The following is a 16,134-nucleotide window of genomic DNA, read 5'->3' as shown; positions in this document are numbered from 1 at the left end:
TGGATGTATCATGAAAAGTTTTGAACGTTCAGAAGGTGCTTATAGAGACGCCGTCCAATTGATGCCTGGTGGAGTGAATTCTCCTGTCCGTGCATTCAAGTCAGTTGGTATGTCACCAATTTTCATGGAATCCGGAAAAGGTTCGAAGATTACAGATATTGATGGAAATGAATATATTGACTATGTTCTGAGTTGGGGACCACTGATTCTTGGACATGCGGATGATAGGGTTGTTTCTGGGTTGCAGGAGACTGCTGCCAACGGAACCAGCTTCGGCGCGCCTACCATCATGGAGAACAAGCTCGCAGAACTGGTTATCGACCGTGTGCCCTCTATCGAAATAGTCCGAATGGTGAATTCCGGTACGGAAGCAACCATGAGTGCATTGAGGCTGGCACGAGGGTACACTGGCAAGAATAAAATTCTGAAATTTGAAGGGAACTACCACGGACATGGAGACTCGCTGCTCATTAAAGCAGGGTCAGGAGTTGCGACGCTGGGCCTTCCAGACAGTCCGGGTGTCCCTGAATCCATTGCCCGCAATACGATAACCGTGCCTTATAATGATATGGAGAGCGTCCATTATGCATTTGAGCAGTATGGCGATGATATTGCAGCAGTTATTGTTGAACCGGTTTCAGGAAATATGGGTGTAGTTCCTCCCCGCAACAAGTTCCTGGAGGGATTAAGAGAAATTACGGAAGAACATAATAGCGTGTTGATCTTCGATGAGGTCATGACAGGCTTCAGGGTTGGTTATCAATGTGCTCAAGGGCATTTCGGTGTGACACCTGACCTGACCTGTCTCGGTAAAGTGATCGGAGGAGGACTGCCTGTAGGCGCGTACGGAGGGAAACGAGAAATCATGGAAAAGGTTGCTCCTACCGGTTCTATATATCAAGCAGGTACCTTGTCCGGCAACCCGCTGGCCATGACTGCTGGTTATGAAACGTTGCGTGCGCTGGACGAAACCTCCTATGAAGAAATCAACCGTAAAGTGGACAAACTGATTGATGGATTCAAGCAGGCAGCAGAAGAATATGATATCCCACTTCATGTAAATAGAGCCGGCTCTATGGTTGGAGTGTTCTTTACCAACGAAGATGTAGTGGATTATAATTCAGCACAATCGTCCAATCTTGACTACTTTGCCCAATATTATCGTGCGATGATTGAAGAAGGCATTTTCCTTCCTCCATCTCAGTTTGAGGGTCTGTTTCTATCGACAGCTCACACGGACGAAGATATTGATCAAACGGTAGAAGCGATACGTAAAGCATTTTCAAAAATCAATTAAGTAGATATTGGTAAAGCCATTCCCTATGGGGATGGCTTTTGTGGTTCCTGGGCATAACTTCTCGCCCCATGTCATATAAATAATTTAGATATTGCCAACATAAGGTATTGGTATGTTGAGGGGAGGAGTTCATTTGTCTAACGACCAGTCGGCTTTCAGTTTTGAATTAAATGAATCCCTTTATTTTGAAAAGGGACAGGAAGTTGAAGAGTTGCGAGGTATTTCCCTGGATCCTGAAATATCCATTCAATCTTTTAATGATTATATTTCAATACGAGGGGCTATTGAACTGAACGGGGAATATGTGAAATTGGACAGTTCGGACAAAGCAGAGGAGAAGCTGGAAGAGGAGGGGAATTTCCAAGCGAGACGGTATGTAGAGAGAGTCGATGATACGGATGAGGGTCTGTCTACATTTACCCACCGGTTCCCGGTTGAGATCTCCATTCCTTCTTATCGTGTCAAGGATTTGAGTGATGTCACGGTAACGGTACAGTCATTTGATTATGAAATACCTGAGCAGCGGCAGTTGAAGTTGTATTCGACTATCGAAATTGAAGGGATAGACGGCCAGGCGGAGGCAACAGAAGCTGAAACAGAAGAGGTTCTAGAAGAAGAGGAGCCTTTCGACAGGGACGAGGAAAAAGATACATTTGAGTTTGAAATCAAACAACCTGAAGAGGATTTGAGTGAACAACAAGGGCAAGAAGTCTTAGAACAATCGAATGATTTTCCAGCACTGGAACCGGAAGTGGAACCAGCTGCTGAGAAGGAATCAGCTGAAAAGGATCGATGGAAATATAAACAGACACAATCTCTGAAGGATTTCTTCCAAGAGGGCAAATCAGTGGAGAACGAAGGTGGCATGGAAGAAGAGAGTGGGGAAGTAGAGGACACAACGCTATCAAAAGAAGGGGAGGATGCTGCTGTCGTAGAAGAGCATTCGATGCATGCATCAGAAGAGGAAGTGGAAGATGCCAGTTATCTCTCCGATGTGTTCAGAAAATCGGAGGAAGAGGAATATACACGTCTCAGGCTCTGTATCGTCCAAAATAATGATACCATTGAATCGATTGCAGAACGGTATGAAATCTCTGCTCTGCAGTTGATTAAACAGAATGGTCTCGACGATGACTATGATATATCTGAAGGCCAATTGTTGCATATCCCTTTCAAACGAAGGTGACTTTTAAGCCCCTTGCTCTCAGAACAAGGGGTGTCTGCTTTTTCAGAGGTTCTCTATCATTCTACGGTAAAGATGGTGATCTAATGGAATCTATACAAAGGGTCATGAATGCCTATTCCATCTACCCAGCCAATATCACCCAAATAACCGATCGATTGTTTCGGATACAAGATGGCCAAGGCGATTATGCATTAAAGAGAAGCCTGATGACACATGAAACAGCCGTCTCTTTTGAAAACACCTACCACCTGGCTTCCTCTCGGAATTTGGACGCAGTCCTTCCGGTTTATTTGACCCATAACCGAAAACTGCATGTAGAAATGGATGGCCACATCTATTATTTAACGCCATGGGTACAGACAGACGAACACCGGGGAAGAAAAGACCATATTAAAGGAATTTATCGCCATCTGGGAGATATCCACGCACGTACAAAGAGGAAGAAAGATTTGGCACAAGAGGATGCTTGGAAAAGATTCGATACATATAGGGACTATTGCCAAAGCACACATCGAGAGTTGACATCCTTCATAGGACAGTTTGAAAAAAAACGATATATGTCGCCGGTGGAACTCCTAGTATGCACACATTTCAAAGAACTGGAAGCTGCCTGCCATATAGGTTCTAAGCGGACAGAACAGCTGGTGGACAGTGCGAAAAAGGACGGCACGTGGAGCTGGAGTCTATGTCACGGGAACCTAAGGATGTCACACACCCTTCAGACTGCTGCCGATCCTTTTTTTATCAACTGGGAAAATAGCAGATTTGATAATGCTGTCAGTGACTTAACTGGTCTATATAGCCGTGAGACTCTTTATCATAATCACCCAGGCAGTTGGTTCATCGAACTGTTTGGGTCATATATGCAAAGAAATCGACTGTCAGAGACGGAGTTGCACCTGCTGGTTATTCACATGCTCGATCCATCCCATTATATGAAACTGGTGAAGCAATACACCGGCAAAGCCGACAAAGGGAGGATGATGGATTATATCCCTCCTCTCCAGCGGTACTACCGGCGTGTTTTATTTGGACTCGAATTTTCACAGCATATTGAACAGGAGTTTGAGACTATATCGTTCCAAGAGGATGATTAAATCCACTCCAAGTAAAAAGCGATAAACAGCCCAACAAGCAGGCCAAGAAGGAAAACATCCAGAGTTGAAGGGAAAAACAACGTGCGGATCAGCTGGAAAATCAAAATAGGTAATGTAACTTTTTCGATAACCGTCATGCATTGTCTTGCCCAGGGAGGCAGACGGTATCGGTAATAGCGGGCCATATTGGTCACTCCTTCACTCAAAATCAGTAAGAAACATGATTTTATTATCCATTATATGTATAAAGAGGCCCGCTCTGTGCAAAAACTTGACTAACAGTTGACGACAGTCGTAGGAATGGATAAAATTAATTATAATGAAATACGATAGGCGTTGAGAGGGAGTAGTACAAAATAATACCTGCAGAGAGGGAAATCATGTGCTGGAAATTTCCTAGGATTCATTATTTTGGAAGTCGCCCTGGATGCTGCTTCTTTGAAAGGAATGAACTTTTCTCAATAGAAGAAGCCGGGATATGACCGTTATCATTGAATAAGTGTGCACAAACGGAATGTTTATGTAAACAAAGGTGGTACCACGGAAATGACCCTTTTCGTCCTTTAATTAGGATGGGAAGGGTTTTTTAGATGAAATGGAGGTAAAGGAAATGAAGGAAAATGAACGTAATTCCCTGCCGTCAAAGTACGACCCACAGGCAGTAGAAAAAGGGAGATACAAGTTCTGGTTGGAAGGGAAGTTTTTTGAGGCTGCGGGCGACCCGGATAAAGAACCCTTCACTATTGTTATTCCACCCCCTAATGTAACAGGAAGGCTGCACCTGGGCCATGCATGGGATACAACCATGCAGGATACCATCTCTCGCATGAAAAGGATGCAAGGATATGATGTTCTGTGGTTGCCGGGAATGGACCATGCCGGCATCGCAACCCAGGCAAAGGTGGAGGCAAAACTGAAGGAACAAGGAACAAGCCGCTATGATCTGGGTAGAGAGAAGTTTCTGGAGAAATCCTGGGATTGGAAAGAGGAGTACGCTGATTTCATCCGTTCCCAATGGGAAAAGATGGGGCTTGGTGTCGATTATAGCCGAGAGCGTTTCACTCTTGATGAAGGGCTTTCTGAGGCAGTAAAAGAAGTATTTGTTTCATTATATGAAAAAGGACTCATCTATCGTGGCGAATATATTATCAATTGGGATCCTGCAACACAGACAGCCCTTTCCGATATTGAAGTGGTTTATGAGGAGGTAGAAGGAAAATTCTATCACATGCGTTATCCTCTCAAAGACAGTGATGAAACAATTGAAATAGCCACGACAAGGCCAGAAACCATGCTTGGTGATACTGCAGTCGCTGTCCATCCGAAGGACGAACGTTATCAGCATTTAATCGGAAAAACAGTGGTTCTTCCGATTACCGGCAGGGAAATTGAAATAGTTGCAGATGAGTATGTAGATATGGAATTAGGCTCGGGTGCCGTTAAAATTACACCGGCACATGATCCGAATGACTTTGAAATAGGTAACCGACATAATCTCGAGCGTATCCTGGTCATGAATGAAGATGGTTCCATGAATGAAAATGCTGGTAAATACCAGGGGATGGATCGTTTTGAATGCCGAAAACAAATAGTGGAAGATCTTCAGCATCAGGGAGTCCTTTTCCAAATCGAGAATCGAGTGCATCAAGTGGGGCATTCAGAAAGAAGCGGAGCAGTGGTGGAACCTTACCTCTCTACGCAATGGTTTGTGAACATGCAGCCACTTGCAGATGCTGCCATTGAATTGCAGGAAGGCAATGAAAAAGTCAACTTTGTACCCGAAAGATTTGAACGAACCTATCTTCATTGGATGGAAAATATTCGTGATTGGTGTATTTCACGGCAGTTATGGTGGGGCCATCGAATCCCTGCCTGGTATCACAAAGATACAGGAGAAATCCATGTCGGCAAGGAAGCTCCAAAGGATCTGGAGAATTGGGAACAGGATGAGGACGTGCTGGATACATGGTTCTCCTCTGCCTTATGGCCGTTTTCTACTATGGGTTGGCCGGATGAGGATGCAGAAGATTTCAAGCGTTATTTCCCGACCGACGTACTTGTAACCGGATATGATATCATCTTCTTCTGGGTAGCGCGAATGATCTTCCAGTCGAAACAGTTTACTGGTAAAAGACCTTTTAAAGATGTCCTCATACATGGCCTTATTCGTGATGCAGAAGGAAGGAAGATGAGTAAATCCCTCGGTAATGGAGTTGACCCGATGGATGTCATAGAGAAATATGGGGCGGACTCCTTGAGGTATTTTCTACTGACAGGCTCTACACCTGGGCAAGACCTGAGATTTCATTGGGAGAAAGTAGAAGCGACTTGGAATTTTGCCAATAAAATTTGGAATGCCTCCCGTTTCTCTTTGATGAATATGGAAGGGTTCACCTATGAACATATCGATTTATCTGGTGAGAAAACCTTGGCTGATCAATGGATTTTGACTCGGCTCAATGAAACGATTGAACATGTTACCCGCAACACGGATAAATACGAATTTGGTGAAGCGGGACGTCACTTGTATAACTTTATCTGGGATGAGCTTTGTGACTGGTATATAGAAATGGCGAAACTGCCTCTCTATGGAGAAGATGAACAGAAGAAGAACATGACACGTTCCGTGCTTGCCTACGTATTGGATCAGACGATGCGTATGCTACACCCATTCATGCCATTCATTACAGAAGAGATTTGGCAGCAGCTCCCACATAAGGGCGAATCTATAACCGTTGCTTCCTGGCCAGAGGTGAGAGAAGAATTTGACAACAAGCAGGCTTCACAAGAAATGGATCGTCTGGTCTCCATTATCAAGTCCGTCCGAAATATCCGGGCGGAAGTGGACACTCCAATGTCCAAGCAAGTAAGGCTTCTAATCCAGGCAGAAAATGAACAGATTGCGAAGGAGTTGGAAAAGAACCGGGAGTACCTGGAACGTTTCTGTAATCCAAGCGAACTGCAGATTGCTGAAAAGGTGGATGCTCCGGATAAGGCGATGTCCGCAGTAGTGACCGGCGCGGAGTTATTCCTGCCATTGGAAGGCCTGATTGATTTCGATAAAGAGATCAAGCGGTTGGAAAAGGAACTGGATAAATGGAATAAAGAAGTCATTCGTGTGCAGAAGAAACTGGCAAATGAAGGCTTTGTGAGCAAGGCTCCGCAAGCTGTGGTGGATGAAGAAAAACAAAAAGAAAAAGATTATCTGGAGAAACAAGCGAAAGTTAAGGCAAGACTGGAAGAGTTGAAAAACTAAGGTGAATAAAGGGCAGCCCACATAGTCTTATCAGACTTTTGGGGCCGCCCTTTTATAATTTCTGCCGTATAAACTTCATATATCTCTGGACAATATTAGGTCCCTCCACTTTGCTCAGTGTCCTGGACCCCACTGCATCTTCTATCTCATTGAACAATAAGTTTCCCTGTTTCCCTATCAGAAAATCGATGCCGACCATGCCAAACGGGAAACGCCGGATAATCTTTTGCACAGCAGCTGACTCTTTTTCTGTCAATTGATAGAGAGAGGCATTGCCACCAAGTTTATAATTCGCGCGAAAATCATGATTGTTCTTCCTCAGAACAGCTGCTACCACTTCCTGCCCGACCACAAACACCCGGAGATCCTTTCCTAATTGCACATCTGCCGATTGTACTATGATGGATGTCTGTGAAAGCTTCTGCATGGCCATCTCCCAGTCCTTTTGATTATGGATGAGATGGACATTTTCTCCACCTCTACCTCCAGTTTCCTTTACAACCACGGGCAATGGAAGAGGAGGGGCAATAGGCAAGTCTTTCTTTTGGTAAAATAAACTATCTATTACAGGGATTCCCATCTGCTGGATATATTGGTAGGTTAAAGCTTTGTCGTTACAAATTCTTGATATTTCTGAAGAGTTGAAGACTTGGATCTGCATGTTTTCCATATGAAAGCTGAAGAACGGATCGACCGTCCTGTTTATGGCAAAATCCGGTAGCTCCAGCCGACAGCCATTTCTCCAAATTCCATAACTTCCATGTGTGATGCCGATGTCCAGCTCTTCTCGATAAAGTAACTCCAAGGAAAGCCCTTGTAAGATTGCTTCCTCTTTCATCCAGTCAATATAATCCTGATTCCTGACTGCATCTTCTTTCCGGTAAATCAGCCATCCTCTTTTCACCGGGTGCCACCTTCTTGCTGACTCAATTTTTCTAAAATGTAGTCGATTATATTTTCGGCAACATTAATACCTGTACACTCATACAAATTTCTTATATGTGCGTTGGAATTGATTTCACATACAAGTGGGCTTCCATCTGGGCCAAACAGCAAGTCCACTCCTGCGATATCTGCGCCAATACAAGCTGCAGCGGACACGGCCAGTTCTACTTCATAGTCTGTCGGCTGATAGGGTTCCATTGTTCCACCAGCAGTAATATTGGCGCGGAAGTCATTTTTTGATTGCCGTTTCATTGCAGCAGCAACCCTGTTTCCTACCACATGCAGTCTCAGATCTCTTCCATAGCTGGAAGAAATGAATTCCTGAAACATGAAAGCTGTTCCCGCAAGTTCATTTGCTTTCTGATAGAGTTCCGTTTCATTGGTAATAAGATAAACTTGTTCACCGAAGGAGCCATATGCCTCCTTGATGATCAGTGGGAATCCAAGTTCCTCAACCGCATGTCGGGTTATTTCTTCCCCAATCGTACCAGTTGAAAAAATTTTTGGAGAAACAATGGTCTTTGGCATAGGTATATGTTGACTGGCCAGCTGTTGATAAGAAGCAATTTTATCATCGCTCCGTTCTATCGCTGCTGAACTATTGAATACCCGGATGCCCAACAGTTCCAACTGTCTCGCCAAATAAATATCTTTGTCAGCGAACACGGCATAATCTGGAAGAGGGGCAGTAGAGTGTCCGAGGATATCCAATTTGCTGGCGTCCAATAGACTTAGAAGTTCATTGTTTTGATATATCACTGTTTTGCTGTTCTTCCTGGATGCCGCTTCGTGGATCCATTGTGCAAAATCCAGGAATTTATCTCCAGGAAGGTTTCCGTTATAAATGATCCATCCATGTAAATTCAATTGTATATATCCTTTCTGCTATACTATTAGGGATTGAAAAGTAGAAAGTGGTGTATCCAATGTATGAATCCTTTGAAGAGGCGTCAGCCTTTTTTGAACATCGAAAAAAAGTCGGTATTAAGCCGGGGCTGGGTCGTATCCAGTCACTTTTGAAACGCCTTGGCAGCCCGCAGGAAAATATAAAAGGGATCCATGTTGCTGGAACGAACGGTAAAGGCTCAACTGCTCATTTTCTGGAACAGGCATTCCTATCCAATGGATATCGTACGGGTGTATTCACCTCTCCAAGCCACTCGGGGATTACTGGACATATTTTGGTGGATGGGAAGCCTGTGTCCCAAAAAAAGTTCATCCGGTTATGTAATCGGGTACTGCCCATAGTCAATGAGATGGATGAGCAAGGAGATGCCCCCACGGAATTCGAAATCATCACTGCCATAGCCTTTCTTCATTTTTCTTCGACTACAGACATAGCTGTAATTGAAGCGGGGATGGGAGGAAGAGAAGATACAACCAATTGCTTTCATCCGCTGGTCTCTATTATAACAAACGTTGCCAAGGACCATATAAAATTTTTAGGCGATACGGAAGAGAAAATAGCGTATCATAAAGCAGGAGTCATTAAGCCGAAAACACCTGCGATCATCGGTTGGATGCCAGAGAAAGCGGCTGATGTAATTCGTGGTGAAGCGAAAATAAACGAGTCGGAAATTTTCATGCTGGGTCAGGATTTCAACATCATCCAAACAGGGGAAGGGAAAATGCAGTTACAAAATTTGACAGGGATCGAAAAAAAGCCGGTAGATCTGGAATTGATTATGAAGGGCAAGCATCAAATGGCGAATGCTTCCCTCGCCTGGATGGCGTTGTCTGTCATCAAAAGAAAAGGTTTTCCGCTCAATGAAAAACATACGATCCGGGCAATAGAGCAGGCGAAGCTTCCATGCCGTTTCGAAATGGTGAGGAGAGATCCGACAATCATTGTGGACGGGGCACATAACCCGGCAGGAATGACACAGTTTCTTGAAACTGTCCATAATCATTACAAGGAGCGGGACAAGCATCTTGTTTTTGCTGCATTCAAGGACAAAGATGTTAAGGGGATGCTGCACAGGGCTGCGCAATATTTTGATTCCATAACGGTAACTTCCTTTGACCATCCAAGGGCTGCCACGGCCTCCGAACTGGAGGGGATGGTTGCAGGACTCCGTGTTTCCGTGGTGGACCAATGGCAAAGTATGATGGGAGAGATGGTGGCTGATAGAGATACCTGTTATTTCATTGCCGGCTCTCTTCATTTTATCGCAGAAGTCCGACAGATTCTTATGGAATAATGGAAGCCGACCACGACGTATTTTGCTGAATGCTTTTTTAAAAGTTTGACAAGGTTCGTCTTACTTTTCATCTTTCATATGCTAGAGTTGGTGATATATTAACCACCGGCGGGAGGGCAAAATATGGATAGAGAAAGAAAAGTAGAGATGAAAAAAGAAGGCAATAGAATCAGTTTCAAACTCAGCGATCCTGCCAAAGAGCAGCAGGCGGCTGTGATAGAGGATCAAGACGAGGAACCGGTTCTGACCCCGACAGCACCTCAAAAAAAAAAGAAAAAGACGGCTGGGAGGAAAGTTTCTGGATATAATTTGTTCAAACCTGTTCTCATGGCAGGTATTTCCGCTGTCCTTATCGGCTCGGTGTTAGGGTTTGTCATGTTGCGCATGATTGCCGGTATAGATGCTGATGGAACTGATGATGGGACGGCTTTTGTCGGAGCAGGGGTTACTGAAAATGAAGAGGAACAAAAGGGCCATGCTCCCACCCCTCTCCAAGGGCTCCAGGCTTTTGTTGTCCAAGGTGGTGTGTTCGGCAACAGGGTGAATGCGGAAGAGTGGGCGGAGAAATTCTCTAGTGCAGGAATGCCGCAAGTGATTTGGCAGAAGGATGGGCAATACTTTCTATTTGCTGGGATTGCTGCGGATGAAGATACGGCCTCCCAACTTTCAAGTGATATGGCGGATTATCAATTGGAGTCTTTTGTGAAAGAATGGCAGACAACAGAGCCAGAAGTGGAGCTTACAAATGGTGAAGCTGCGTGGGTCAGGAAATTTGTAGAACAGTGGAATAGCAGCCTGGAAGGCCTGACAAATACCTCTGCAGTTGATATACAAGGATGGGAAGAGTTGTTGGAAACATTCCCGAGTGAATCGGAAGAACTACTCCCTATGAAAGAAGAAATAGCCAGTCAGAAGGACGGAATAGAACAGGGGGGCAAGGGAACCCAGGAGAGTCTCCTGCATATGTGGCTGCAGTATGAACAAACTGTCAGCCAATAATCACAAAATATGCATTTTTAATTTTCTAGGATAACATGGACAGCCGTTCTGCTATTTTTGCAGGACGGTTTTCCTAGTTTCGGGAAGGCAGATCAAGTGAATTTCCTTTTTTGGCAGTTTGTCAGTTCCGTTCCTTTCCAATAAGATGATTTTATCTTGGAAAGGAGGTTGAATCATGAAGACGACATCAATTATGCTTAAAGACGTCCCAAAGGAAGACCGACCGAGAGAACGACTGTTAAAACTGGGGGCATCCCATCTGTCTAATCAGGAACTGCTTGCAGTCATACTTGGCAGCGGGACTAAGGAAGAATCTGTCATGGCATTGGCCCAACGGGTGCTCATGCATTTTGAAGGGCTGAAACTTTTGAATGACGCCGCTATTGAAGAACTGGTTGCCATTCGGGGGATCGGTTTGGCGAAAGGGGTTCAGATGCTTGCTGCTATTGAATTCGGCAAGCGGATGAACCAATATAAACCGAACGAACGTTATGTAATCCGTTCACCGGAAGATGGTGCAGACTATGTTATGGAAGAAATGCGGAGCCTCAACCAGGAGCATTTTGTGGTGTTATTTTTGAATACTAAAAACCAAATCATCCATCGTCAGACCATTTTCATCGGCAGCCTGAATGCATCTATTGTACACCCCAGGGAAGTGTTCCGGGAGGCGGTGAAACGTTCTGCTGCTTCCCTGATTGTCGCCCATAACCACCCTTCTGGAGACCCCTCGCCCTCTCAGGAAGACATCCATGTTACCAGACGCCTGGCAGAATCGGGAAAAATGATTGGGATAGAGCTATTGGACCATCTGGTGATTGGTGACAGGAAATTTGTCTCGTTGAAAGAAAAAGGGTATTTATAATACTATCTATTTTATAGGTTTTTTCGTATAATTGTATAAAGAGAAGGTCGGCGCCATTTTTCATTTTTTATGGAAAGTGGCGCTTATTGCGCGTGCTGGTGGACGTGCCATTTTACTTATCTATAATAAGATGTGAAAATAGGAATGGTTCATTGATCGATATACCGGGATCATGAATGTTGATGCTTGGAGAGGAAGGTTTATTTGGGAATATTCAACTTGTCACAGGACTTGGGGATTGATTTAGGTACTGCCAATACGCTCGTTTTTGTTAAAGGCAAGGGTGTTGTTGTGCGAGAGCCATCCGTGGTTGCACGGAATAGACACACAGGGGAAATAGAGGCTGTCGGGGAATCGGCCCGCAATATGATCGGGAGGACACCAGGTAATATCTCTGTCATCCGGCCGATGAAGGATGGGGTGATAGCAGATTATGACACCACCGCAGCAATGATGAAGTATTATATTAAAAAAGCAATGCAGAACCGCTCGTTCTTTGCCAGAAAGCCGAATGTCATGATTTGTGTCCCATCAGGAATCACCATGGTAGAAGAGCGGGCTGTAATAGATGCTACAAAGCAGGCGGGTGCTAAAGAGGCATTCCCGATTGCTGAACCATTTGCAGCAGCGATCGGTGCGGGCCTTCCCGTCTGGGAACCGACTGGCAGTATGATTGTTGATATTGGCGGCGGCACTGCAGAAGTAGCAGTGGTTTCCCTGGGTGGGATTGTCACCAGCCAATCCATACGGACTGCAGGAGATGGAATGGACGAGGCGATCATCCAGTATATTCGTAAGAAATACAGCCTTATGATTGGGGAGAGAACAGCTGAATCTATTAAGATGGACATCGGAGCCGCCATATTGAAGGAGCCTGTCGAGATGGATATACGGGGCAGGGATTTGTTGACAGGACTGCCGAAAACCATCAGTATTACAGGAGAAGAAATTCTGGAATCCATCCATGATACAGTCGAAGCGATTGTGGAAGCGGTGAAAAACACCCTGGAGCATACTCCCCCGGAACTAGCTGCGGACATAATGGATCGTGGCATCGTCCTATCCGGTGGAGGCGCCTTGTTAAAAGGCTTGGATCAAATCATCAGCGATGAGACAAAAATGCCTGTGTTCGTGACAGAAAATCCATTGGACAGTGTGGCTCTTGGAACCGGAAAATCCTTGGAGTATATCCAGCATTTCCGAGCCCACCCAAATGTATCGTCACGTTCTTCCATTGATTAAGTAGGTGTAGGTATGTCATTTTTACGTAAAAGAAAATTATTTATACTATTGATAGGTTTTATTATATTAGTTGCTTTAATAGGTTTTTCACTGAGTAACAGGGATAACATCACAACTGCAGAGCAGTTCATTAATGATACGGTCGGCTGGGCTCAGCGTACAGTACATGCCCCGGTCCAGTTTATTACAGATATTTTCACCAATATAGACGAAATCCAGAATACCTTTGAGGAAAACCGGCTGTTGAAGGAGAAACTGGCCGAGTACGGTGGGCTTATCTATGAAGTACAGGAATTAAGAGAAGAGAATGAGGAACTCAGAGACACATTGGGCATCACGGACTCCATAAGAGAGTACAATCCGGTACAGGCCTCTGTTGTATCCCGTTCACCTGAGAGGTGGATGGAGCAGGTCACCATCAATAAGGGGGAACAGGATGGTATCCGCCCCAATATGGCCGTGATCACTTCTGAAGGGATGGTAGGCAAAATACAGACAGCTTCTCAATTTACATCAACTGTACAACTGCTTACCGGGTTTGACCAGCTTAATAGAATCTCTGCCACCATTTCCCGTGAAGAGGGCCAGGATATATTCGGGATGATTGAAGGATTCGATCCTGAGTCTGATTCTCTGCTGTTCCGGATCATAGAAGAATCTGATGAAGACCTGCAGGAAGGGGAGCTCGTTGTCTCTTCAGGTATGGGCGGTGTATTTCCGGCTGGGCTTCAGATAGGGACAGTGAAGGATGTAGTTCCCGATCAATATGGCCTGACCCGCACAGCGCTTGTTGAACCAGCAGCCAATATGTACGATGTAGATCAAGTCATCGTCGTGGACCGCAAACTTTCTGAAAGTGAAGAAGGCGGGGAGGAAGAAGAATGAAGCGGTTATATGTACCCGGCATCCTGTTCCTGTTGACCATTTCGGAAGGAGTGGCTCTGGATTTGCTGCCTCCCGGTATTGTTAGCGGGGATTATCTGATCATCCCGCACTGGGTCCTCATTTTTCTAGTAATGCTAGCGATTTTTTATGATAAGGAGTCTACATATTATTCCGTATTATATGCGCTGGCTTTCGGCTTTCTGATTGACATCGTCTATACGGGGATTCTGGGTGTCTATATGTTTTCCTATGCGGCGGCGGTCTATCTGGCCCATGGATTGAAAAAAATACTGCATGATAATATTTTAACAGCACTTCTGTTGGGCATGTTGGGGATTGTTGCTGCAGATATATTCATTTATGTCATCTATATGATTGTAGGGACTGCAGCAATGATTTGGGAAAATTACTTAATGTACCGGCTATTGCCAACAGTACTTGCAAATCTCTTCTTTTTAATTATCTTTTATCCGATCATTGTCAAACGATTGGAAAAATGGAGTGAGATGCAAGTTTTTGATAGAAATAGATTTTAGACTGTCCAGGTAATCTTAATGGGGTGACTTAACGTGCAAGACAGGAAACAATTAATAACAATCAAAGGAACAAGGGATGGCCTTTCTCTTTTTATTGATGATGATTGCGCTTTTGCGGATGCAGCAAAAGAATTGGAATCCAAAATAGCCTCCAGCCATCCCCGTCAGGATGAGCCGATAGTCTCCGTATCCGTTAAAACAGGCAGGCGCTACCTGAGTAAAGAACAGATACAGAGAATCACGAAAATCATCGAGAGGGAAAGCCGGTTCGTTATCCAAGCAATCGAGTCTGAAGTTATCCATCAGGACGATGCCAGGCGTTGGAAGGAAGAAAGTGAAATCAAAGCCTTCCACCGTATTGTGAGATCCGGACAAGTTTTGGAGGTCAAAGGAGATCTCCTGCTTATAGGAGATGTCAATCCTGGCGGCAAAGTTGTTTCCTCGGGGAATATCTATGTGATGGGCAGTTTATTCGGCATTGCACATGCCGGTGCAGATGAAAACCGCCAAGCATTCGTTGCAGCCTCTTATATGAAGCCCAGTCAACTGCGAATCGCTGATTATATCAGCCGCTCACCCGATTATGAAGCGGAAGGTGTATATATGGAATGCGGGATGATTGATGAGAAGCAGGACAAGATTGTGATTGACCGGCTCCAGGTTCTTTCCAAGAGGAGAAGAGAATTGAGCAGGTTTGAAAGGAGAATGCAAAATGGGTGAGGCAATCGTTATTACATCCGGTAAAGGCGGGGTAGGTAAAACTACTACTTCTGCTAATATAGGCACGGCTTTAGCAATGTTGGAAAAAAAAGTTTGTCTAATTGATACAGATATCGGGCTGAGGAATCTGGATGTGATTATGGGACTTGAAAATCGGATCATCTATGACATCGTGGACGTCATCGAAGGCCGTTGCAAATTGAAGCAGGCAATGATCAAAGATAAGCGGTTCGATTACCTATCTTTGCTTCCGGCTGCGCAAACAAGCGACAAGTCTGCGCTAACGGCGGACGGCATGAAGGAGATCATCGGTGAACTAAAACAGGAATATGATTATATCATCATTGACTGCCCTGCAGGGATCGAACAAGGTTATCAGAATGCCGTGGCCGGTGCCGATAAAGCGATTGTGGTGACCACACCCGAAAAATCGAGCGTCAGGGATGCTGACCGCATTATTGGCCTACTGGAGAAAGAGGATATGGAACCGCCCCGTCTGGTTATCAACCGAATCCGCAATCATATGATGAAGAGCGGAGATATGCTGGATGTGGATGAAATTGTACAAGTCCTGTCGATTGATCTGATCGGTATTGTCACCGATGATGATGCCGTTATCAAGGCTTCGAATAATGGGACACCGATCGCATTGAAGTCGGACTCGAAAGCCTCCATAGCCTATCGGAATATCGCCAGAAGAATTTTAGGAGAGACTGTACCACTACAGTCTCTGGAAGAGCAAAAAGGAGTATTTGAGAGAGTAAAGAAATTTTTTGGAATTGGCAGTTGAAACGTCATTATTTTCCAAGAAGCAATGATTGTGTGCAATCATTGCTTCTTTTGTGTGCCCGGCATGTGCGCACGCTTTAGGGTTCGAGTCCCGAGCGGTGAAGGTCATTGTAACC

General features: G+C 44.8%; 15 protein-coding genes and 1 other annotated feature. Of the genes, 12 read left to right on the top strand and 3 right to left on the bottom strand.

Annotated features, from left to right (window positions below; genetic code table 11):
* Positions 1–10 precede the first annotated feature (10 nt).
* The 3 genes from hemL to ACFOGI_RS07155 all read left to right on the top strand — a co-directional run bounded on the left by hemL (position 11) and on the right by ACFOGI_RS07155 (position 3,580).
* A complete protein-coding gene (hemL, locus tag ACFOGI_RS07165) occupies positions 11–1,297 on the top strand; it encodes a glutamate-1-semialdehyde 2,1-aminomutase (protein ID WP_390270631.1) in 1,287 nt (428 codons plus the stop codon).
* Between the two features lie 133 nt (positions 1,298–1,430).
* Entirely contained in the window at positions 1,431–2,483 is a 1,053-nt protein-coding gene (gene spoVID, locus ACFOGI_RS07160) for a stage VI sporulation protein D (protein ID WP_390270628.1), read from the top strand.
* An 83-nt stretch (positions 2,484–2,566) separates the two neighbouring features.
* Positions 2,567–3,580: a hypothetical protein gene (locus ACFOGI_RS07155; RefSeq protein ID WP_390270624.1), complete on the top strand. Its 1,014-nt coding sequence runs from the start codon at positions 2,567–2,569 to the stop codon at positions 3,578–3,580.
* On the opposite strand, the gene ACFOGI_RS07150 is transcribed toward ACFOGI_RS07155, so the two are convergent.
* Entirely contained in the window at positions 3,577–3,765 is a 189-nt protein-coding gene (locus ACFOGI_RS07150) for a hypothetical protein (RefSeq protein WP_390270622.1), read from the bottom strand. The genes ACFOGI_RS07155 and ACFOGI_RS07150 overlap by 4 nt on opposite strands.
* Before the next feature lie 142 nt (positions 3,766–3,907).
* Positions 3,908–4,147: a binding site (T-box leader), on the top strand.
* 43 nt (positions 4,148–4,190) lie between these two features.
* On the opposite strand from ACFOGI_RS07150, the gene ACFOGI_RS07145 reads away from it, so the two are divergent.
* Entirely contained in the window at positions 4,191–6,836 is a 2,646-nt protein-coding gene (locus ACFOGI_RS07145; protein WP_390270619.1) for a valine--tRNA ligase, read from the top strand.
* Positions 6,837–6,888: 52 nt separating this feature from the next.
* Here the strand turns inward: ACFOGI_RS07145 and ACFOGI_RS07140 are convergent, their stop codons facing one another.
* Together ACFOGI_RS07140 and ACFOGI_RS07135 are read right to left on the bottom strand one after the other, a co-directional pair.
* Complete coding sequence (locus tag ACFOGI_RS07140) at positions 6,889–7,740, bottom strand: ATP-grasp domain-containing protein (RefSeq protein WP_390270616.1); 852 nt, start codon at positions 7,738–7,740, stop codon at positions 6,889–6,891.
* Positions 7,737–8,648 carry an ATP-grasp domain-containing protein gene (locus ACFOGI_RS07135; protein WP_390270613.1) on the bottom strand — a complete coding sequence of 304 codons (912 nt, stop codon included), beginning with the start codon at positions 8,646–8,648 and terminating at the stop codon, positions 7,737–7,739. The genes ACFOGI_RS07140 and ACFOGI_RS07135 overlap by 4 nt, the downstream gene beginning before the upstream one ends.
* Positions 8,649–8,707: 59 nt before the next feature.
* Here ACFOGI_RS07135 and ACFOGI_RS07130 point away from each other — a divergent pair, with 59 nt between their 5' ends.
* The 8 genes from ACFOGI_RS07130 to minD all read left to right on the top strand — a co-directional run bounded on the left by ACFOGI_RS07130 (position 8,708) and on the right by minD (position 16,019).
* Entirely contained in the window at positions 8,708–9,982 is a 1,275-nt protein-coding gene (locus ACFOGI_RS07130) for a bifunctional folylpolyglutamate synthase/dihydrofolate synthase (RefSeq protein WP_390270610.1), read from the top strand.
* Between the two features lie 123 nt (positions 9,983–10,105).
* A complete protein-coding gene (locus ACFOGI_RS07125) occupies positions 10,106–10,981 on the top strand; it encodes a hypothetical protein (protein ID WP_390270607.1) in 876 nt (291 codons plus the stop codon).
* A gap of 175 nt (positions 10,982–11,156) precedes the next feature.
* Entirely contained in the window at positions 11,157–11,846 is a 690-nt protein-coding gene (gene radC / locus ACFOGI_RS07120) for a RadC family protein (protein ID WP_390270605.1), read from the top strand.
* Between the two features lie 204 nt (positions 11,847–12,050).
* Positions 12,051–13,088: a rod shape-determining protein gene (locus ACFOGI_RS07115; protein WP_390270602.1), complete on the top strand. Its 1,038-nt coding sequence runs from the start codon at positions 12,051–12,053 to the stop codon at positions 13,086–13,088.
* A 12-nt stretch (positions 13,089–13,100) separates the two neighbouring features.
* Entirely contained in the window at positions 13,101–13,973 is an 873-nt protein-coding gene (gene mreC / locus ACFOGI_RS07110) for a rod shape-determining protein MreC (protein ID WP_390270599.1), read from the top strand.
* Positions 13,970–14,509: a rod shape-determining protein MreD gene (gene mreD, locus ACFOGI_RS07105; RefSeq protein WP_390270596.1), complete on the top strand. Its 540-nt coding sequence runs from the start codon at positions 13,970–13,972 to the stop codon at positions 14,507–14,509. The genes mreC and mreD overlap by 4 nt, the downstream gene beginning before the upstream one ends.
* Before the next feature lie 33 nt (positions 14,510–14,542).
* Positions 14,543–15,229: a septum site-determining protein MinC gene (minC, locus tag ACFOGI_RS07100; RefSeq protein WP_390270593.1), complete on the top strand. Its 687-nt coding sequence runs from the start codon at positions 14,543–14,545 to the stop codon at positions 15,227–15,229.
* Positions 15,222–16,019, top strand: coding sequence for a septum site-determining protein MinD (minD, locus tag ACFOGI_RS07095; RefSeq protein WP_390270590.1), 798 nt, complete (start codon positions 15,222–15,224; stop codon positions 16,017–16,019). The genes minC and minD overlap by 8 nt, the downstream gene beginning before the upstream one ends.
* The last annotated feature ends 115 nt before the right edge of the window (positions 16,020–16,134 follow it).

This window comes from Virgibacillus xinjiangensis, assembly GCF_042643145.1.
Taxonomy (GTDB): Bacteria; Bacillota; Bacilli; order Bacillales; family Amphibacillaceae; genus Virgibacillus_O; species Virgibacillus_O xinjiangensis.
This window is presented reverse-complemented; position numbering and strand designations above follow the sequence as displayed.